The following is a 19,789-nucleotide window of genomic DNA, read 5'->3' on the forward strand; positions in this document are numbered from 1 at the left end:
GCGGATGGGGGAATGCCGGCGCCGGGCTCTTGTCACGGATGTCAGGCCCGGGTCCGCACCACCGCGCTCGCGTCGATCTCGCTGAGCACGGAAAGGATGCCGTCCACGTCACCCAGCCGGGAAACCCATTCCGGGCGCATTGTCACGGTGTTGTCCGTGTACTCGTCGATGTAGTTCACGAGCACCAGGACCATGTTGAGCGAGCTGATCCCCAGTTCGTCGCGCGTCTTCGCCTGAGCCACCTGCTCGTATGTGATGTCGCTGGTCATCGGCTGCTTGGCGAGGAAGTCGGCGAACTTGCGCCGGTAGTCGTCGGTGTTCATCAGTCGACCTTCGGGAACGGGAAACCGTTGAGGTTGTTGGCGTGGATGCGGTTGTGACCCCACCGGTCCTCGCCGGAGACCAGAACGCTGCCGTGGTAGTCGAGGCTGATCGCGTCGCCGAACCCGCTGAGGCTGTCGATGTGCTCGTAGACCCGGACGGACGGCGAAACGTACCGGGTGGCGAGACCGAGCCGCTTGGAGTCGCTGATGTTCGGCAGCGAACCGTGGATGCACTTGGCCAGGAAGATGACGAACTGCCCCGGCTTCATCGGCATGGTGACGATCTCGCCGGCGTCCGGGTCCCAGTCCTTGTCGAGCTTCAGCTCCGAGTAGTCGTAGCCGAAGAAGTCGTGGGACTTGCTCTCCACGTTCCGCGACATCGGCTTGGTCTCGTCGTAGTACCACTTCTTGTGGCTGCCCGGGATGAAGCGGAGGCAGCCGTGCTCCTCGTCCGCCTCGGAGAACGCCGTCCACACGGTCAGTTCCTGCGTGGTCGCGGCGCTCTCCTCGGTGTAGCGCAGCGAGGGATAGGCGACCGTCTCCGACTCGAAAACGGTGAAGGCCTCGACCTGGTGCCATCCGGTTCCGGTCTCGCCCGGCTGCTTCTCGAAGATGTTCGTCTTCCAGCAGATGATGTCGTCACCCATCAGGCTGCGCAGCTTGTGCACGACCGTGGGATGGGCGATGTGCCGGGACAGGGTGTCGCAGTCCAGATGGCGGTCGTAATTGATGATGGTCGATTCGTGCGGCTTGTTGCGGGACGTGACCATCTCGATCATCGCCTGGTTCCACAGGAGTTGAGCCTCGTCCTCTTCGTAGAGGTCGAACGGTCCTAGAAAACCGTTCTCCTGAAAGGACTTCACCTGCTCGGCCGTCAGCCCTTGGGCTGCCGTTCCGCTGATGCTTTCAGCCACCATGTCTTCCTTTCGCCGACGGTGTCTGCCGGTCTGAGCCACCTGAGATGAGGGAGGAATGCGGGGCCGATCAGGCCCACCGTATGCGGGCCCGGGCGACGCGTCTTGTCACTGGAACGGGGGTCTGCGGTGGAGATGCGGAGCCGAACGGCGAGGCACACCACAGGAGTTGGTCGTCGACAAGGCCGACGCGCGATCGTCAGGAGCGGGCACTGTCGACAGTCGCCTGCCGCCAGCTGTGGTACAGCCCGGCGTACACGCCGTCCGCGACGAGCAGTTCGTGGTGCCGGCCACGCTCCACCAGCCGGCCGCCCTCCAGCACCATCACCTCGTCGGCCCGCTCGGCGACGGCCAGCCGGTGCGCGACGGTCACCGAGGTGCGCCCCGCGGTCAGCCGGCGCAGCGCCTCGATGAGCGTCAGCTCGATCTCGGGGTCCACGGCCGAGGTGGCCTCGTCGAGGATCAGGCAGGCCGGATCGGCCACGTGCGCGCGGGCCAGGGCGACCAGTTGCCGCTCCCCCGCGGACAGGCTCTCACCGCGCTGCCCCACGGGGGTGTCCAGGCCGTGTGGCAGCCCGGAGAGGAACGTCTCCGCGCCCAGTTCGCGAAAGGCGTGCTCGATCTCGGCTCGGGTGGCGGACGGGCGACCGTACCGGACGTTCTCCTCGACCGTGGTGTCGAAGAGGAACGGCTCCTGCGGTACGACCACCAGGCGCGAGCGCAGCGACTCGGTCGCGATCTCGCGAACGTCCACGCCTCCGATGAGGATGCGGCCGCGGTCCGGGTCGGCCAGCCGTGCGATCAGTCTTGTCAGCGTCGTCTTGCCGGATCCGGTGGCGCCGACCAGCACGACCTGGCGGCCCGCGGGCACCTCGAACGACACGTCGTCCAGAGTCACTCCGGTGCCCGGGTAGCCGAAGACCACGTTCTCCACGACCACACCGGGCGGACCGGGCGGCAGCTGCCGGCCGTCGGCCGGCTCGGCGATGTCCTCGGTTATGTCGAGCAGGGCCAGCACGCGGCGCCACCCGGCGACCGCGCTCTGGGTGAAGTCGATGACCTGGGTGAACTCCGTGATCGGTGCCAGGAACAGGGTCACCAGCAGGATGAACGCGACCAGTTCGCCCGCGCTGTGCCCGGTCGACGGGCCGATGGCCAGTCCCACCGCGATCACGCCGACCACGATGACCACCGCGAACAGGTCGGCGAGGGAGAACAGCAGGCCGCCCAGGTACCCGGCCCGGATCTTCGAGTCCCGCCATCGGTGGATGGAGGCCGTGGTCCGCCGCAGGCTCGGCTCCGCAACGCCGTAGGCACGGATGACGGTGGCGCCCTGGATCGTTTCCGAGATCACCGTCAGAAGGTCGGCGACACGCACCCGGACCGCGGTGTGCGCGGGGCCGAGACGGCCGACCACCATCCGCACCAGAAGCAGCAGCGGCACGGTCAGCACGACCGTGACCACCGTCAGCCCGATGTCGTAGAAGGCCATGCCGGCGAGGGCGGCCAGCATGATGGCGCCGTTCACCACCCAGGCGATACCACCCCACTGCAGGAACATGCTGAGGGTTTCGACGTCGGAGGTCACCCGGGACACCAGTTTCCCCCGCGCCTCGGCCGAGTGGTACGCCACACTCAGCCGGTGCACGTGGGTGAAGGCGCGGACCCGCAGGTCGAACAGCGCACGTTCGCTGGCGATCGCGAGCCGTGCCAGGCCGGCCCAGTTGACCAGCGCCGTGATCACCACCACCAGCGCGGCCACCGCGCTGAGCCGCAGCAGCCGGCCGGTGCTGATGTGCCCGGTACTGAGCCCCCGGTCGATGACCTGCTGGATCAGCACCGGCACGGCGAGCCGGCCGATCCCGCCGAGCAGGGCGAGAACGACTGTCAGCGCCAGGCCCTGACGAATGGCGGGGATGGCGGCCAGACCGCGGCGGATCACGGCGGTCGTCGACCCGGTGACGCTCTCGGGGTCGGCCGGTTCGATCGTGGTCATGCCTGCACCTGCTCTCGCTCGTAGGCCCGGATCAACCGGTCGTAGCCGTCGATCCGCAGCAGGTCGGCGTGAGCCCCGACGCCCGCCACCCGACCCTGGTCGAGGTAGACGACGGCGTCAGCGAGAGCCAGGGTCGCGGCGCTGCTGGTGACGACGATCGTCGTGGTGGAGGTCAGGCCGGTCGTGAGGCCGCTCATGATCTCCTGCCGGGTGGTGGCGTCGACGGCGGAGGTCGCCTCGTCCAGCAGCAGCAACCGCGGCCGGCGGGCCAGCGCCCGGGCGAGCGCGATGCGTTGCCGTTCACCACCGGAGAGCGTGACTCCGCGCTCGCCGATCGGCGTGTCCGGCCCGTTCGGCCGGCCGTCCACCAGCTTGCTCGCCCGGGCCAGGTGGAGCGCCTCGTCCAGCCGTGGATCGGTCCCGGCGTCGCCGTCGAAGTCGAGCAGTACGTTCTCGGCGAGCGAGCCGGCGAACAGGAACGGCTCCTGGAAGGCGGCCGCGATGGCCTTCGCCCGGTCGGCCGGGCTGATCCGGCTCAGGTCGGCCCCGTTCAACAGCACCGTGCCGCCGGTCGGCGGCAGCAGACCGGTCAGCGCCAGCAGCAGCGTGGACTTGCCCGACCCGGTGCCGCCGGTGATCGCGACGGTGGCGCCGGACGGCACGTGGAAGCTCACTTCGGACAGCGCGGTGGTGCCGCCCGGGTAGCTGAAGGAGAGGTCCCGGACCCACACGTCGAGCGGGCCGTCCGGCAGGGGCTGCGGATCCGCCATGGCCGGCGGCAGCGGTTCGCTGAGCACCGTCTGGACACGGGCGTACCCGGCCAGCATGCGCGGTACGTCACCGAGCACGTTGCCGATGGTGCGCACCGGAACCACCAGCAGGGCGAACACGTTGACGAAGCTGACCAGGGTGCCGACCGTGATGTCTCCGCTGTTCACGCGCAACGCACCGACGACGACCATGATCAGCGAGGTGGCCGACGGGATCGACTCGATCAGCGAGTCCAGCATCCAGTCACGGACGGCCAGTTTGATCTTCGCGTCGCGCAGAGCGGCCGCCTCGGCGGCGAAGCGCTCCCGCTCGACGCGGTCGCGGCCGAGCATCTTCACCAGGGCCGCACCGTCGAAGCTCTCGTGGGCGACCTCGGTCACGCGCCCCAATCGTTCCTGGACCGCCTGGGCGGGCGCCTCGACCTGCTTCTGGTAGACCGAGTTGACCAGCAGCAACGCCGGGATCATCGCGCCGCCGACCAGGGCCAGCACCGGGTCGACCGCCATCGCCCACCCAGCGGTGACCACGAACAGCACGAACATGCCGAGCACGTCCGGCAGTCGGGCCGGCAGCTCCGCGGCCGCCTCCGCGTCGGTCGTGACGTGCGCCAGCTTCTGACCGGTCGGATGAGCCTGGTGAAAGGTCATCGGCAGCTGGTGATACCGCTGGACGACGGCTTCCCGCAGCGTGGCGTCGAAGCGGGCCCTGGTCACGACGAGAGTCCAGCGCCGGATCAGGCCGGCGGCACCCTGCACCACGCCGACGGCGGTCACCACCAGCAGTACCGCGACGATCGTGCCGGTGGCGACCTGGCCGTTGTCGAACCGCGGGATCACCACATGGTTGACCAGCTCGCCGAGCGCCACCGACCAGGCGACCAGGCTCGTGCCGTACAGCAGCGATCCGACGAGTCCCCAGACGACCGGTCCGGGGTGGGCGCGGAAGGCAGCGAGCAGCAACGCCCGTGCTCGTCGGACCTGCTTGAACCGCCTGGCCGCCGTCTGATCTGCCATCGCGCCTTCCCTGCCCTTCGCTTTCGTCGGTCGAGCCGGGTCGGAGCAGCACCCGTACGCCGGCCGACGCCGGGACGACTTGCCGGACTCAGAGGTAGGACTGCAGCTCACCGCGCCGGCGAACGTCCGTGGTGGCGCAGTGGAAGGAGCCGCCGAAGCTGTTGAAGTTCCGGAACGGGCAGGGGATCGGCGTGATGTCCCAGCTCTCGGCGAGTTCCTGCATGGGCCGGTCCTCGGCCTCGACCAGCATGTGGGTCTCGTCCAGCATCAGGACGTTCATGTTGATCCACTTGCTGGTCATGTACAGCGGGTGGCCGTCCGGGATGACCGGCTGCGGCGCCCGGCGGACCTCCCAGTTCTTGAACTGGCGCGGCACCTCGATGACCCGGTCGGGGTGGATGAGCAGCTTGCCGGGTGCGAGCGGCATCAGGCTCGCGTCGATGTGCATCGGATGGTCGTCGACCAGATCGACCACGTGCAGCTGGTACTCGCCGCCGATCTCCCGGTGCACCCATTCGATGCCCATCATGTTGGTGACGTGGCTGCGTTGCACGAAGATGTCCCGGCCGCACCGGATGAAGTCGGCCGCGTCGAAGGTGGGCTCGAACTCGGTGATCACCGACCGGAACGGCTCGCCGTCCGGCTGGTCGGTCCAGCCCTCGACGTACAGCTCGTCGCTGAGCTCGGGGCGCGGTCCGGCGGACCAGCGGGCGCCCGCACGGAAGTACTCCTTGAGCAGCGGTCGGTAGGCGGAACTGGCGAAGTAGCGCGACCGCCAGGCCATCGGCGCCTCGATGATCTGCTCACCGATCACGAGCAACAGGTCGCGCGGCATCGCGTCGTAGAGCCCGGTGCTGGTCCAGCCCGGCGCGCCGTACGACTGGCCGTGGTCGCGCGGGTCCGGTCGGCGCACCCGCACACCGTGGTTCTTCAGGATCTCGACGAGCTGGTCGAGCTCGTCGCGGGCCGCGGCGATCCGGTCGGCCGGGAAGGGCTGACCGGCCCGCTCACGGAACACCGCACGCTGTTGCGGCGAGAGCGGTGCGGCGGTCACGGCGTCGTACGGCGGGAAGTGCGCCCCGTCGACGGTGCCGACGATGACCTCCTCCAACGGGTCCCACTCGTTGTAGGAACTGACCGGTGACCCGGTCGCCCCCTCTGACTCAGACACGGCTCGTCCTCCGCTCGTCGGTGTACAGGGTTCCGCCGGACCACACGTACGGTGTGCGGCCCCAGGCGGTGGCGGTGGCGACGTCGGGGAAGAACCCGTGTCCCGCCAGGTTGGCGCTCGTGTTGCACAACAGGGGGATCCCGCTGATCCGGTGGTACTCCTCCAGCACCCGGCCGACCCTGGTGTGCGGTGTGTCCGGCCGGATGGTCTGCAGCCGGGCCGTCCCGTCGAGGTGCCGCACGGCCGGCACCCGCTCCGCCCAGCCGGGACGCAGTCGGTGGTCGAAGAGCATGTACGGGTCGGCGCCGCCGGGGTCGAAGACGGCCGACGCCGCCGACTCCAGGCAGATCGGCGCGACCGGACGGTACGGCTCCCGGTGCTTGATCCGGTTCAGCTCGTCCTTCATGGCCGGCGCCACCGGGGCGGCGATGATGCTGCGGTTGCCGAGCGCCCGCGGTCCGAGCTCGGCCCGCCCGTCGACCACCACCACCGGCTCACCGGTGGTGTGCAGCAGGGCGGCCAGCTGCGCCTCGTCGCACGGCCGCGCCACCCAGCCGGGCGTCGGCCGGCTCGGAGTGACGGCGGGCCCGGAGTAGACGTTCCACTCCAACACGGGCTCGCCGCCCTGGCTCAGCGCCTCGCAGAGGGCGGTGCCGATGGCGGCACCCGAGTCGTTGGTGAACGGCGGCACCCAGACCCCGGTGAACAGCCCGCTGGAACGGATCATGCTGTTCCACTTGATGTTGAGCGCGCAGCCGCCGGCCAGGCAGATCGGCAGCGGTGCGGGCAGTTCGAGCCGGGCCACCGCGTCGGTGAGCGAGCTGACCAGCGTCCGGCCGATGAACTCCTGGCAGGAGGCGATCAGGTCGGCGCTCGAGTGCGACGGGAAGAGGGCGGCGCAGCGGGCGGCCAGCGTCGTGCCGACCTCTGGTCCCATCGATTCGACGCTCAGCTCGGCGACGAGTTTGTCGAGCGCCGCCAGCACGTCGTCGTCCACGGCGCCCAGGCCGGCGTATGCCATCGCCTTGCCCGCGGTGCCGAGATGGTGTTCGACGATCTGCACTTCGGTGAGCCCGTCCAGCGGCCGGTGGAACGGCTCCAGAGCCAGGCAGAAGTACGTGAACACATCGCCGACCAGCCCGAAGAGCGGACCCAGGTACTCGCCGGTCACGGGTTGGCCTGGGCGCACGAGGTACAGCCGGGGCAGCGTGCCGCCGTCCCAGACCAGACCCAGCGCGGTCCGTCCGGCGAACGGACCGGTGCAGTAGCCGGCGTACAGGTGGTGGCTCGCGTGCGGGTAGCTGCTGTATCCCCCGGCCAGCGGGCTGTCGGCGATGCCGGCGAAGGTGTACCGCGGCGGCGGGGCGGGGGCGAACGGGTCGGCGACGTACGGCGCGGTGGCGACACTGACCGGCTTTCCCCCGGACAGGGTGTCGATCAGGGTCGGCCCGTCGCCCTCCGACCACCACCCGTCGATCACGAAGCGGTCCACATCGGCGACGTCGAGCCCGTGGTCGCCCAGGACGGCGGGGATCCGGTCGAGGTCGCCGAGGGCGCTGTAGCGCCTGCCGTTGCCGAGCTTCTCCATCTCGGCGCTGAAGATCAGACGCTGCCCGTCGAGCACGGCGACCGCGCCGTCATGGGACACCTTGATGCCGCAGACGATCATGGCTGGGACCTGCTCATGGCCGCCCGCAGGCTGGCCGGCCGCATGTCGGTCCACAACTCCGCGATGCGGGCCAGGCAGTCCTCCCGGGACGCCGGCTCGCCGACCGGCGTCCACCCGGCCGGCACCGGTCGGTCCGACCGCCAGATCGAGTACTGCTCCTCGTCGTTGCGCACGACCACGTACGTCTCATCGGTGTCGGTGTCGGTCATGACTGCCCCTCGTTCTCGGTCCGGACGTCCTGGGACGAGTGGACGCGGCCGGACAGCATCTCGATCTCGATCTCGAATGCGACCCGGGCGCCGGGCGGGTCGGCGGACCCCGCCGGGTCGAACCGGGCCAGATGCGCGGCGATCCGGTCCCGATCGCTCACCAGCCGGACGTGCCCGCGGACGTCGACGGACATCGGTTCGCCGGCCGGCGGCCCGGCCGACGCCGGGTCCGGGTCGAACACCGCCAGCACCTTGCCGCCGTCGATCAGCGGCGTCGGATCCGTTCGATCCAGCACTCCGAACAGGACGCCCTGTCGGCCGCGGGTGCGGTCCAGGGTCAGCGGCAGCCGGGTCATGACCGGGAACTCCGAGGGGCCGGCACCGACCACGGTGCCGGAATCGCACCGCTGGATCTGCGCGACCATGGCCTCGGTGTCGTCCGGCGCGGCCGGGAACGCCCTCGACATCGAGCCGCCGTCCTTCACGATGGACGTGATGATCTGTTTGGACCGGAACGGCAGCAGCGACAGCAGCGTGTCTCCGAGTCCGTGCGTCGCCTCGGCGAGGCCCTGCACATACAGCCCGCAGGTCAACTCCTCTGCGGAACGCACCCGGTGGTCCTGGGAGACCACGGGCAGGCCGTCGTCGTCGAGTTCGAGGTACGGCAGGACGGACCGGTACATCTCCGCGTCGAGTTCCCGCCGGTAGCCGGTGGCCAGGACCAGCCCGTCCGTGCGCAACTCGTGGGATCCGGCGCCGAAGCGGCTGTGCACACCGACCCGGGCTCCCGCGCCGTCGTGATCGGCCCAGGTCACCCGGGAGCCGTCGTGCACCACGAGCCGGGTCCGGCCGCGTACCTCGTCCGCGTAGACCAGGCGGTACAGGTCGTCGAGGAAACCCGCCTCCACCACGCCGTAGTTGGTGTTGCGCAGTCGGGCGGCGTAGTCGCGCCGGTTCTCCTCGCTGCGGAAGTAGAACTTGTCGGCGTTGGCCTCGAAGAACTGCTCGTTGGCGAAAGGATTGTTGTCGGTGGCGCACAGTGAGTACCCGGGCAGGATCAGGTGGACGCGGGCGTTGCGGTAGTGGTCGAGCAGATAGTGGGTGATCTCGCCGGCGCTCTGCCCGTCCCCGGCGACCGCGAACTCCCACTCCCGGTCGTGGTCGGTGAAGGCGCCGGGGAACTTGGACAGGAACGCGCTGGAATGGACCACGGCCGGGCCGGTCGTCACGCAGGCGGGCACCATCGGCACGCCGCCGAGCGCGTGCACCACGTTGCGGGCGTGGTACTCGACCACCTCTCCGGAGGCGGTGTCGGTGGCCGTCACCCTCAGCAGTGAGAGCATGCCGTCGTCGTCGCGGACCGGGGAGACCGCGGTGACCGCGGAGCGGTACCGCACCATGCCGGTGAACTGACCGCCGACCCACCGCAGATAGTCCTGGAACTCCAGCCGGGTCGGCCGGAACTCGGCGAGGTTGACGAACTTCTCCAGCCGCCCCTTGGCCTTCTGGTACGCGAGGAAGGTGAACGGGCTCGCAAGATTGCGCAGGGACACCAGGTCCTTGAGGAACGAGATCTGCATGCGGGCCCCGTCGATGAGCATGCCCTCGTGCCAGCGGACGTCCGGCGAGCGCTCCAAGAACAGGCAGCTGCGATCGGGGGCGATCTCCTGAGCGGCGATCGCAAGCGCGATGTTCGACGGTCCGAAACCCAGACCGATCACATCGTACGGGTCGTCCCGCGTGCCGAGATCCTTCACGTACTGCTCCTTCCTCGACGACTCACCGGCTCATCCGGCGGGCGGTATCGCTGGCGAGCGCCGGCCGACGCGATCCGTGTCCAGGAAGCCGACCAGGGCCGGCACCGGGGAGACCACGCGACCGGCTTCGTCGAACTGCTCCTGGTACTGCTCGGCGACCTCGGGCAGCCGACTCCAATGCGCCGTGGGGCGCAGGTGATGCTCCTGGTGGTAGCCGTCGTTGAAGGTCAGCAGGTTGTACAGCCGGCCGTAGTGGCTCACCGAGTTCGCGTACCGGCTCTCCGGCTCCGCACCGAAGTGCCGGTAGTAGTTCTGGACATTGACCAAGGTGAACGCGAGCGCCACCGAGGGCAGGTAGCACAGCAGGGTCCACTGCCAGGACAGGACCGCCAGCAGCGCCGTGAACGCGAGGACCATGAGCCGGTCGTACCTGATCTGGTTGAGTTCGGCGGCGCGGCGGCTCGGGTTCCGTGCGGCGAGCCCCAGCAGCGTGGTCTCCCGCGGGCCGACCGCACACCCCCGGCGCAGCATCGCCCAGGTGGCCACCCACTCCTGGGCCGAGGAGGCCAGACCGCAGACCAGGTACCACCACAGCGGGGCGTGCCCGTCGTCGCGGCTGTACCGGTAGGTGGAGGTGATGTCGGCGGTGGTCCCGTCGCGCTTGCGGTCGTTGTTGTACCGGTGATGGTTGCGTACGTGGGTCAGGTGGTAGCCCTGCACCGACTGTGCGATGTTCGCCGAGCTCACGACCGACAGCACGGCATTGAGGCTGTTGTCGGTGAACCACGGCTGATGGACGAACAGATGCGTGACCACGATGATCGAATACGTCATCATGGCCGTGACCAGGGCCGCGGAGGCGAGCCGCGGCCACAGACCGTCCGGCGTCAGCGCGGCCAGCGCGATCGTGCCGGCGAACTGGGTCAGAGTGATTGCGAGCAGGATGGCGTCGGCCGGGCTGTTGCGCCAGAACTGCCGCGGCTTGGCATCGACCATTTCACCAGCACCTTTCGTACGCATGGCGGACCTGCCCGGCGATTTACCGAAGTAGCAATTCCCGGCGCACATGGGCATGCGTCGGGAATTGGGCCATGGATAACGGAGCCCGGGATATGTCGACGACGCTATCCATGGCCGGAACTGTCAACGATGCCGGTCTTCGAAGTTGAGCGGGGTTACGTGGCTGGAACCGACCCGCCGATTCAGACCGGATACTGGGTCTGCAGGGCCTGGTCGCGGGGCGGATCGAGTGGACGGCGCGGGTGAGGCGTTGGACCACTGTCCGGCCGCGGTGTCTGCCGCTGGGCGGGCGGCCGGTGCGGCAGTCGCCGACGCCGGGCGTACGATCGGGCGGGCCGCCCAGGGCCGTGGCGTCTCGTGGCCGTGTCATCGCCCGGGCGTTCACCGCTCATGGTGTTGCCAGGGGGAGCCGGAGCCCGTCGCTGTGCTCAATGGCATGTCGGCTTCGTGGATCTGGCCGGCGGCCAGGGGCTTCTCCCCCGGGTCCAAGGCCGCCCCCCTACCGCCCGACGCCGCCGCGGACACCTCGACCCCCGCCTGGCCTCGACGAGCCACCATGCCGCGCCCGGCGTCCAACTGTTCACTATCGGCATTTGGAACGGGAGAAGGGTGTGCACACAGCGACGCGCCGCGCGGTCGTCGGACACGCGCGGCGCAGTTGTCGTTGTCCCGGGCCCGGTCTGCGCGGATGCGCGCCGCGCCATGGGCGTCAGTCGGCCAGCTTGAAGATCAGCTCGGTGACCGTGGCCTGGCGGCCGGGAGCGAACGAGTCCTCGCTGCCCACGCGCACGAACCCGTTGCGTTCCAGCACCCGGACGGAGCCGGGGTTGTCCGCCACGACCCGGGCGTGGATCGGCCGCTCCGTCACCTCGCCGAGCAGCGCCGCGACGGCCGCGGTGGCCAGACCCCGGCCCCACCAGTCCTTGCGGATCCAGTAGGTGAGTTCCGTGTCGCCTTCGATCGGGAAGGTGGCCACGCTGCCGACGACCTCACCATGGATCTCTATGACCCGGTTGACGATCGCGTCGTCGGCCAGGATCTTCCGGTACTTCTGCTCGAAGGCCTCGGCGTCGCGGGCGGTTTTGGCATCGGTGAACGCGGCCAGGTGCTGGGCCTCCTCGTCGAGCTGGATCTCGAAGAGCGCCGGGATGTCGTCCTCGGTCAGAGGTCGCAGCGAGATGTCCCTGGCCGCGTTGTCAGTCATCACGCCTCCGCGTCGGACGGAACGACGGTTCGTTCCCCATCAGGATCGCGCCGAGGCTAGCACGCGGGCGGGTGGTTCAGGAGCCCGAAAAGCGGTCGACGGCCCGCAGCCCTTTTACGGGACACGCCGCCCCGCCGGCGCGGCATTAGGTTGCTTTACGGGAGTTCCGGCCGGAGGGCCTCCTGCTGGCGAATGGAGGTCGTCTTTTGGTGCGGCAAACCGAGCTGTTGACGCCTCAGCTGTCCGACTATCTCGAATTCCTGGACCGCGGGGAGATGAGATACCTCCCTTACCTGATGTATTTCAACAGGCCGAACTTCCGGTCGGCGGCGATCAACACCGACCGGCTGGGATTCCGGATCTCGCACGGGCCGGGCGGACCGGCGTCCGTGGGCGGCGACCGGCTCGACGGACCGGTCCGGCTGCTCGTGGGCGGCTCGGTTTCGCTGGGTTACGGCGCCACGAACGACGGGGCCACGATCGCCTCCCGGCTCTGGCTGAAGCACGCGCCGAGCAGGCCGTGGTTCACCTTCGGCGCCCCGTACCTCAACTCCACCCAGGAGTTGATGCTGTTCATGCTCCACCGGCACCTGCTGCCCCCGGTCGACGAGATCGTCATCATCAGCGGCTTCAACACGCTGGTCATGGGACAGCTGACCGGGGTGGACGTCGGTGGCCAGGAGCCCTTCTTCTTCTGCAACGAGTACTTCGAGAAGATGCAGGAGCTGCGCGCACGGTACGCCGAGCCGGCCAGGACCAAGCGGTGGCGGACCGGCCCGAGGCCACCGTCGCAGTCGGTGACGGCGTCAGCGGGCCGCCCGACGACAGCAGGCCTGATCCGGTCCGCCGTCGACGTCACACTGCGCAACCTCGACAACTGGCTCGTGATGGCCGCCGCGACCGGCGCCCGGGTGAGCTTCGCCCTCCAGCCGCTCGCGACCTGGCTGCGGGAGACACCGGCGCCGCAGGAAAAGCTGCTCTTCGACGAGTTCGACACGCTCTCCGAGTACGGGACCTGGGAGGAGCGCTACGGCGACGTCGGCAGCATCGCGACGGGCACCGCCTATGCCAAGGCCCTCGGCGAGGCCTGCGCACGCCGGGGCATCCCGTTCGTCGACACCCTCTCCCGGCTCGCCGCGGTGGTGAAGCCGTCGGACTGGCTGTTCGTCGACCGCGGTCATTACACCGACGAGGGCAATGACCTCGTCGCGCAGGTGCTGGCCGAAAGCCTCGAGCTGACGTGAGGTCCGGATGCCGCCCCGAAGTGAACTGAGGTGACTTCTCCATGTCGTTCCTGCGTACGGTGATTGCCAGGCTCTTCGGCCGCCGCAAGAAGAAGGCGAAGGGCGATGCCTCCATCTACCCGATGTTCTGATCAGGCGATGAGCGACGAGGCGCTGACGTTGCCGGTCCGGACGGTCTTCGCGCGGGCATGCGAGCCGGAGGACACGCCGCTTCCCGACACGTTGCGGTCCGCGATCACCGGAGAGCTGGACCGTGCCGGCCGCGACGGCGACCCGCGGTGCGATCTCGACGCGGTCGCCGCCTGGGCCGACGCCGAACGGGCGCGCTTCACCTCGCTGTTCGCCGACGCGGAGCTCGAGGGCTGTGTGGACGTGCTCGTCCGCCGGGCGGTGCTCGCCGGTGCGCCACTGGCCTCGATATCGGGTGCCTGGCTGCAGTGGATGAGCGAGCCGGGCAACGCCGAGGAACCGGTCACCCTGCGGGCGCTCGCGCTGTTCGCGGCCGATGTCGGCACCGGGCATCCCAGCGCGTCCCGGGGCGACGCCTACCTCGCCCTGATGCGGCACGTCCGCGTGGCCGTGCACGCACGCCCGGTCGCCCGCCTGGCACACGACCGCCGGATCGCCGACCCGTCCTTCCACCTGCCGGCTCTCGCACTGGTGATGAGCCGCCGCCCGGACACCTACCAGGGCGAGATCATCGGTCTTGACCTCTGCCTGCGCGCCGTCGGGCTACTGCCCCCACTCGCCGGTGTCCGGACCCGGCTTCGGGACGCGGCGGACTGGGCCGCGCTGGACCCGGGCAGTGCGCGCGGGCCGGGCCGCGCGCCGGCGGTGGAGGACGCACGAGGCGTCGCGGCCGCGTTCACCGCGGCGACCGGCACGGCCGGTACGACGGCGATCGAGCGCGGCTTCGCCTGGGCGTTCGCCGCCCTGCGCCGCTGGAGCGACGAGGTGTACCGGGAGCTCGACGCCGCTCGCGATCCCTCGTTCGAGATGGCCGAGCTGATGCGCTCCCGGGCACGCGAGGCGTCGGCCTATCACGACCGGTTCGTGATGCGCGGGCGGCCGCTGAAGGAGTGGCTCGCCGAGGCGCGCACCGACCCGGCTCCGTTCCTGGCCGCGCTCGCCGACAGCCGCCTCGTACGGCCGGGCCGTTCCGGGGCGAGCCGGCTCACCGGCGAACTGGTGTCGGAGAACGGCCCGATGTTCCGGGTGTTTCCCGAGGACGACCTGGACGTCATCAATCGTTGGATCGACGCGCTACCGGCCGATCCCGCGGAGCGTGCGCGGCTGCGGCCGGCCGCTCATCAGCCCCGGAGCATGGGATTCCGCACGGCTCCGGACACCGTGGGCGACGACGGCGCCGCTCCCACCGGTCTGCGGGAGGCGTACACCCGGCTGTTGCGGCGCACGATCACGCCTGCCACCCGGCGGTATGCCCTGCGCTATGTCGAGGGGTGGCTGGCCCGCTCCCGCCACGGTATGAAGCAGTCGGCCCAGTCGCTGCCGGCCGAGCCGCCGGCGGACGGGCTGCGGCCGTGGCTGCTCGACCAGCACGACCTGCACAACAGCGAGTTCCAGGAGGGCTCGGACGATCCCCTGCCGGACCGCGCCGAACTGATCGACTCGACGCTGCAGTTGGCGCCGCTCACCCTGATCGACGGCGCCTGGCTGGCCGGTCACACCGACTATCAGCTCGCCTCCGCCGAGCGCGGCCACTTCCTGTTCGAGACCTACTGGGACGAACTGGGCAACGGTGAACTGGAGTTGAACCATCCGCTGATCTACCGCACCGTGCTGCGGGAGATGGGCATCGATCTGCCGCCGACCCGGTCGCCGGAGTTCGCGGCCTGGCCGGCTTTCCGCGACCGGTCGTTCGAACTGCCGGTCTACTGGCTGGCGATCGGCCGGTTCCCGCGCACGTTCGAACCCGAGATCCTCGGCTTGAACCTGGCCATGGAGTTGTCCGGTGTCGGTGGCAGCTATCGCCGCGCCCGGCAGGCGCTCAAGCAGTACGGCTTCAGCACCACGTTCGTCGACGTCCACAACACCATCGACAATGTCGCGACCGGGCACTCCGCGTGGGCGGCGGACGCCGTCGACGGATATCTGGCGCAGCAGGCGCCGGTGGCTCGCACGGACGCGTGGGACCGGATCCGGGCCGGGTACCGCTCGCTGAACCCACCGTCCGGATTCTGGGCCCGCAACGCGGCTCGTCGCGCCCGAGTGGAGGCCTCCGCACATGTCTGACCTGGTTCTCGGTATCTCCGCGTACTACCACGACAGCGCCGCGGCGCTGGTGTCCGACGGCCGCCCGGTGGCGGCCGCGCAGGAGGAGCGCTTCACCCGCCGCCGCCACGACTCCGCGTTCCCGGGCAGGGCTGTCGCCTACTGCCTGGACGAGGTCGGCGCCACGCTCGCCGACGTGTCGGCGATCGCCTACTACGAGGATCCGGCGCTCAAGTTCCGCCGCGTCCTTGCGACTTACCTCGGCGCGGTCCCCTTCGGTCTCGCCTCGTTCCGCGACACCCTGCCGGGCTGGTGGTCGTCGAAGCGGCGGGTCGCCGACGTGGTCCGTCGCGAGCTCGAGGCACTGGACCGCGGACCCGTACCGGAGATCGTGTGCCGGCGCCACCACGAGTCGCACGCCGCGTCGGCGTTCTTCGCCGGCCCGTACGAATCGGCCGCCGTGCTGTGCATCGACGGCGTCGGCGAGTGGGCGACCACCTCGATCTGGCACGGGCAGGGCACCCGGTTGAAGCCGCTGGCCGAGATCCGCTTCCCGCACTCGCTCGGCATGCTCTACTCGGCCTTCACCTACTTCTGCGGATTCAAGGTGGACTCCGGCGAGTACAAGCTGATGGGTCTGGCGCCCTACGGCGAACCACGGTATGCCGACCTGATCCGTGAGCGGCTGATCGACGTCAAGCCGGACGGATCGTTCCGCCTGAACATGCGCTACTTCGAGTTCCTGCGCGGTCAGGTGATGACCGGTCGCGGGTTCGAGAAGCTGTTCGGCGGTCCGCGCCGCGAGCCCGAGGGTGAACTGACCCGGCGGGAGTTCGACCTGGCCGCGTCCGTGCAGCTGGTCACCGAGGAGGTCGTCCTCAAGCTCGCGCGGACGGCGCGTGAGCTGACCGGCGAGTCGAGGCTGTGCATGGCCGGTGGCGTGGCCCTGAACTGCGTGGCGAACGGAAAGATCGTCGCCGGCGGGCTGTTCGACGAGTTGTGGGTCCAGCCGGCGGCCGGCGACGCCGGCGGCGCGCTGGGCGCGGCGCTCGCGGTCGCGGTGGATCGCGGCGCCGGGCGACCCCACGTCGGGACCGGACGCGACGCGATGTCCGGGGCACTGCTCGGACCGGAGTACGACGACGACACGATCGCGGCCTATCTGACCGCCGCCGGCATCCCGCACCGCCGTCCGGAGCCGACGGAGCTGACTGCCGAGGTCGCGAAGTGCATCGCTGCGGGGATGGTCGTGGGCTGGTTCCAGGGCCGGATGGAGTTCGGCCCGCGGGCGCTCGGATCGCGGTCGATCCTGGGCGATGCCCGCGATCCGCGGACCCAGTCGGTCATGAATCTGAAGATCAAGTTTCGGGAGTCGTTCCGGCCGTTCGCGCCGTCCGTACGGGCCGAGGACGCCAAGGACTTCTTCGACCTCCCGCAGGACAGCCCGTACATGCTCGTGGTCGCGCCGGTCGCCGAGGCGGCCCGGCTCGCCGTCGAGACGGATGCCGGTCTGACCGGCATCGACCTGCTCAAGGTGGCCCGGTCGGTGATCCCGGCGGTCACGCACGTGGACCACTCGGCGCGCGTGCAGACCGTCGGGCCGCGGGACAACCCCGGCTACCACCGACTGCTCACGGCGCTCAAGCGGGAGACCGGCAGCAGCGTCGTGGTGAACACGTCGTTCAACGTCCGCGGCGAGCCGATCGTGAACACACCGCACGAGGCGTACACCTGCTTCATGCGAACCGACATCGACGTGCTCGCGCTCGGCGGGTTCCTGCTGTACAAGTCCGAGCAGCCCGAGTGGAAAGAGGACCTGGACTGGCGCGCCGAGGTCCCCCTCGACTGACCAACGGCCCTCCGTCCCCTACCGAAGGGGTTCCTGATGCGCAACGCCCTGCTCACCCTCGCGTACGTCCTGCTCGTGGTCCCGGCGGGCCTGGTGCTGCGGGTCCTGCGCGACCCGATGCGCCGCTCGTGGTCCCGGCGCAGGGCGAGTTACTGGCAGCAGCCGATCACGCGGGGCTGAAGACCACCTGGTCGGCGACGGCCCGCTCGATGGCGCGCACCGCGGTGAGCACCGCGTCCGGCCGCTCTGCCAGGCCCTCCACCACGCCGAGCGTGCCCTGGCTGCCCAGCCGCCAGTCGACCCGGTCACCGGGCTCGGCGGTCAGGACGACCGAGAGGACGTCGGGGCGCGCGGCGAGGTCGGCCACGTTGCCCCAGGAGGCCAGCCGCCAGTCACCGACCGGTGGCAGGATCTGGTAGCAGAAGGCGGCTGCGGCCGGTTCGCCCAGCCGCACCACCGGCCGGCGGCCGACGGCGACGTCGAACGCCAGCCGGACCACCTCCACGCCGAACGACCGGTGCAGCAGGGCGGCCGCATAGCCGCCGAGGCGGGCGTTCACCTCGATCACCACGGGCCCCTCGGCGGTCAGCTTCAGCTCGACGTTCACCCAGCCGTCCTGCAGGCCGAGAGCGTGGCAGGCCGCCGCGGTGAGCCGGTAGACCTCCGCCTCGACCGCCGCGGGCAGGAGGCCGGGCACGAAGAAGCCCTGCTCCCGGAACGGTTCCCGTAACGGCAGCCGTGAGTTGAGCACCTGGCACGCGACCGTGCCGCGCCAGAGCAGCATCTCGACCGACACGTAGTCGCCGAGGCCGGGGCCGGCCACCGACGGGCAGCCGACCAGCATCTCCTCGACCACGAACCGGTCGGCGTCTCCCGAGGCGAACGCGTCTTCGGCGTACCGCACCGCGTCCGCCGGGCTGTCCAGGCGATACGTCTGCCGGCTGGACGCGCCCCGGACCGGCTTGAGCACCGCCGGTGTACCCACCGCGGCGAGCGCCTCCACCGCCTGGCCGGGCCGCGCCAGCAGCCGGAACCGCGGCACCCGAAGCCCGGCCGCACGCAGCCGCTGCCGCTGGATGTGCTTGTCGGTGGCGGCCGACACCGCGCTCTGCGAGTGGTATCGCAGGCCGAGCCGGGACGCCAGCCGCGCCGCGAGCGGTAGGTCACGGTCGGAGAAGGCCACGATGCCGGCCGGACGGCGGGCCCCGAGCACCGCGGCGCCGGCCGCCTCGTCGGTCACGTCGACCACCTCACCGATGGCCGCCAGCAGATCGGCCAGTCCGTCCGCCAGCTCATGAACGGGCACCGCGAACACGAGGTCGTAACCCTCGGCGTCGGCGGCCAGTTCGAGCGGTGTGGCGGCGCCGGCCGTGTAGACCACGACCACCGTCTGCGTCATGCGCCGACCCGTGCGGTGCCGCCCAACTCGCGGTGCGCGGGCAGCGAACGGTAGATCTGTCCCAGCCCGCCCAGGGCGCCGCCGAGCCGAGGCAGTGCCGCGTACACCGGGTCGCGGCTCAGGATCGCGTCGACCTCGCGCAGCCGCCACATCGGTGTCCGCGGGAACAGGTGGTGGACCAGGTGGAAGCCCTCGCCGTCGATCTCCCCCAGCAGGAACCGGGTGCCCCACCCGTAGACCCGGTTCCAGGACATGTAGATGTCCACCCGGGGCGCGGTCTCGATCAGCGGGAAGTGCTCCATCAACTCGGCCACCGCACCGATCCACACCTGTGTGGTGACCAGCGGCACGAACCAGAGCAGCACCAGCCACAGCCACCAGCCGCCCACCACGGCCCAGATGACCACCCCTGCCAGCAGGACCACCCGCAACGCCCGTTCGGCGGGCCGCTCCCCCGCCGCCACGATGCGGTGCCGCAGCAGGTAGAGCACGTACGAGGCGGTCGCCTGGGGCGTCAGTATCGTACGCAGGTAGCGGCGTAGCGCCTGGCGGCTCAGGTCGTCCCCGCACAGCGCGTTGTCCCGGTACTGCCGGTAGTCCGGGTCGCGGTCCGGGTCGCCCAGCCGGCCGTGGTGCTCACCGAGGTGCGAGGCCCGGTAACCCGTGTAGCTCTGCAGCACGGGATATCCGCCGAGGACCGCCCCGATCACACTGCCGACCCGGTGGTCGGCCATGAACACCCGGTGTGTCGCCATGTGCAGCATCCCGGCGATGCCACGCTGCCGGCCCCCGATGAAGAACACCGCCACGAGATACACCGGCAGCGCCAGCCACCAGGGTGCGTGCTGCCAGGACAGCACCGAGGCCGCGCACCAGAAGGCGATCCAGGCCCAGTGCATGACGGCTTCGAGCGGACCGTGCCAGTTGTCCGGCCGGGACGCGGCCCGGACCGCGACCAGGATGTCCGGCGCGAAGCGGTACCGCTCTGCCAGATCAGAATCAGCCACGGTCCTTCTCC

Annotated in this window: 16 protein-coding genes; 4 read left to right on the plus strand and 12 right to left on the minus strand. The window is 70.1% G+C overall.

The genetic code is table 11. The annotated features are described in order from the left end of the window. Window positions 1–41 precede the first annotated feature (41 nt). The 10 genes from ACWDAG_RS13625 to ACWDAG_RS13670 form a co-directional block, all read right to left on the minus strand. Window positions 42–323 carry a hypothetical protein gene (locus ACWDAG_RS13625; protein WP_450695772.1) on the minus strand — a complete coding sequence of 94 codons (282 nt, stop codon included), beginning with the start codon at window positions 321–323 and terminating at the stop codon, window positions 42–44. Next, the gene (locus tag ACWDAG_RS13630; RefSeq protein WP_450695773.1) at window positions 323–1,237 is read right to left on the minus strand and encodes a chlorinating enzyme; all 915 of its coding nucleotides are present in this window, start codon (window positions 1,235–1,237) and stop codon (window positions 323–325) included. Before ACWDAG_RS13630 ends, ACWDAG_RS13625 begins: the two co-directional genes overlap by 1 nt. A gap of 199 nt (window positions 1,238–1,436) precedes the next feature. Continuing rightward, window positions 1,437–3,233, minus strand: a complete 1,797-nt coding sequence (locus tag ACWDAG_RS13635; RefSeq protein WP_450695774.1) for an ABC transporter ATP-binding protein — start codon at window positions 3,231–3,233, stop codon at window positions 1,437–1,439. Further along, complete coding sequence (locus ACWDAG_RS13640) at window positions 3,230–5,017, minus strand: ABC transporter ATP-binding protein (RefSeq protein WP_450695775.1); 1,788 nt, start codon at window positions 5,015–5,017, stop codon at window positions 3,230–3,232. The genes ACWDAG_RS13635 and ACWDAG_RS13640 overlap by 4 nt, the downstream gene beginning before the upstream one ends. A gap of 88 nt (window positions 5,018–5,105) precedes the next feature. After that, window positions 5,106–6,188 (minus strand): amidinotransferase, encoded by a 1,083-nt coding sequence (locus ACWDAG_RS13645; protein ID WP_450695776.1) that lies wholly within the window; start codon window positions 6,186–6,188, stop codon window positions 5,106–5,108. After that, window positions 6,181–7,857 (minus strand): carbamoyltransferase N-terminal domain-containing protein, encoded by a 1,677-nt coding sequence (locus ACWDAG_RS13650; protein WP_450695777.1) that lies wholly within the window; start codon window positions 7,855–7,857, stop codon window positions 6,181–6,183. The genes ACWDAG_RS13645 and ACWDAG_RS13650 overlap by 8 nt, the downstream gene beginning before the upstream one ends. Further along, the gene (locus ACWDAG_RS13655) at window positions 7,854–8,066 is read right to left on the minus strand and encodes an MbtH family protein (protein WP_450695778.1); all 213 of its coding nucleotides are present in this window, start codon (window positions 8,064–8,066) and stop codon (window positions 7,854–7,856) included. The genes ACWDAG_RS13650 and ACWDAG_RS13655 overlap by 4 nt, the downstream gene beginning before the upstream one ends. Beyond that, on the minus strand, window positions 8,063–9,823 hold the full coding sequence (locus ACWDAG_RS13660) for a SidA/IucD/PvdA family monooxygenase (RefSeq protein WP_450695779.1): 1,761 nt from the start codon (window positions 9,821–9,823) through the stop codon (window positions 8,063–8,065). The genes ACWDAG_RS13655 and ACWDAG_RS13660 overlap by 4 nt, the downstream gene beginning before the upstream one ends. A gap of 30 nt (window positions 9,824–9,853) precedes the next feature. Continuing rightward, entirely contained in the window at window positions 9,854–10,819 is a 966-nt protein-coding gene (locus ACWDAG_RS13665; protein ID WP_450695780.1) for a fatty acid desaturase family protein, read from the minus strand. A 733-nt stretch (window positions 10,820–11,552) separates the two neighbouring features. Further along, window positions 11,553–12,047, minus strand: coding sequence for a GNAT family N-acetyltransferase (locus ACWDAG_RS13670; protein ID WP_450695781.1), 495 nt, complete (start codon window positions 12,045–12,047; stop codon window positions 11,553–11,555). 209 nt (window positions 12,048–12,256) lie between these two features. Between ACWDAG_RS13670 and ACWDAG_RS13675 the strand changes: the two genes are divergently transcribed. From ACWDAG_RS13675 to ACWDAG_RS13690, 4 genes are all read left to right on the plus strand, one after another. Beyond that, window positions 12,257–13,291 carry an Inducer of phenazine A gene (locus tag ACWDAG_RS13675; protein ID WP_450695782.1) on the plus strand — a complete coding sequence of 345 codons (1,035 nt, stop codon included), beginning with the start codon at window positions 12,257–12,259 and terminating at the stop codon, window positions 13,289–13,291. A gap of 138 nt (window positions 13,292–13,429) precedes the next feature. After that, complete coding sequence (locus ACWDAG_RS13680; RefSeq protein WP_450695783.1) at window positions 13,430–15,544, plus strand: iron-containing redox enzyme family protein; 2,115 nt, start codon at window positions 13,430–13,432, stop codon at window positions 15,542–15,544. Further along, on the plus strand, window positions 15,537–17,372 hold the full coding sequence (locus tag ACWDAG_RS13685; protein WP_450695784.1) for a carbamoyltransferase family protein: 1,836 nt from the start codon (window positions 15,537–15,539) through the stop codon (window positions 17,370–17,372). Before ACWDAG_RS13680 ends, ACWDAG_RS13685 begins: the two co-directional genes overlap by 8 nt. 36 nt (window positions 17,373–17,408) lie before the next feature. After that, a complete protein-coding gene (locus tag ACWDAG_RS13690; RefSeq protein ID WP_450695785.1) occupies window positions 17,409–17,552 on the plus strand; it encodes a hypothetical protein in 144 nt (47 codons plus the stop codon). Here ACWDAG_RS13690 and ACWDAG_RS13695 read toward each other — a convergent pair. Together ACWDAG_RS13695 and ACWDAG_RS13700 are read right to left on the minus strand one after the other, a co-directional pair. Then, complete coding sequence (locus ACWDAG_RS13695) at window positions 17,539–18,771, minus strand: ATP-grasp domain-containing protein (protein WP_450695786.1); 1,233 nt, start codon at window positions 18,769–18,771, stop codon at window positions 17,539–17,541. The two genes, ACWDAG_RS13690 and ACWDAG_RS13695, sit on opposite strands and share 14 nt — an antisense overlap. Continuing rightward, the gene (locus ACWDAG_RS13700; protein WP_450695787.1) at window positions 18,768–19,778 is read right to left on the minus strand and encodes a fatty acid desaturase; all 1,011 of its coding nucleotides are present in this window, start codon (window positions 19,776–19,778) and stop codon (window positions 18,768–18,770) included. The genes ACWDAG_RS13695 and ACWDAG_RS13700 overlap by 4 nt, the downstream gene beginning before the upstream one ends. Between the last annotated feature and the right edge of the window lie 11 nt (window positions 19,779–19,789).

The sequence above is a fragment of the Streptomyces sp. NPDC001157 genome (assembly GCF_053598255.1).

Coding starts and splice junctions, on each gene's coding strand:
- ACWDAG_RS13625 (WP_450695772.1), bottom strand. CDS start 323: ATGAACACCGACGACTACCGGCGCAAGTTCGCCGACTTCCTCGCCAAG.
- ACWDAG_RS13635 (WP_450695774.1), bottom strand. CDS start 3,233: ATGACCACGATCGAACCGGCCGACCCCGAGAGCGTCACCGGGTCGACG.
- ACWDAG_RS13640 (WP_450695775.1), bottom strand. CDS start 5,017: ATGGCAGATCAGACGGCGGCCAGGCGGTTCAAGCAGGTCCGACGAGCA.
- ACWDAG_RS13650 (WP_450695777.1), bottom strand. CDS start 7,857: ATGATCGTCTGCGGCATCAAGGTGTCCCATGACGGCGCGGTCGCCGTG.
- ACWDAG_RS13655 (WP_450695778.1), bottom strand. CDS start 8,066: ATGACCGACACCGACACCGATGAGACGTACGTGGTCGTGCGCAACGAC.
- ACWDAG_RS13665 (WP_450695780.1), bottom strand. CDS start 10,819: ATGGTCGATGCCAAGCCGCGGCAGTTCTGGCGCAACAGCCCGGCCGAC.
- ACWDAG_RS13670 (WP_450695781.1), bottom strand. CDS start 12,047: ATGACTGACAACGCGGCCAGGGACATCTCGCTGCGACCTCTGACCGAG.
- ACWDAG_RS13680 (WP_450695783.1), top strand. CDS start 13,430: ATGAGCGACGAGGCGCTGACGTTGCCGGTCCGGACGGTCTTCGCGCGG.
- ACWDAG_RS13685 (WP_450695784.1), top strand. CDS start 15,537: ATGTCTGACCTGGTTCTCGGTATCTCCGCGTACTACCACGACAGCGCC.
- ACWDAG_RS13690 (WP_450695785.1), top strand. CDS start 17,409: ATGCGCAACGCCCTGCTCACCCTCGCGTACGTCCTGCTCGTGGTCCCG.
- ACWDAG_RS13695 (WP_450695786.1), bottom strand. CDS start 18,771: ATGACGCAGACGGTGGTCGTGGTCTACACGGCCGGCGCCGCCACACCG.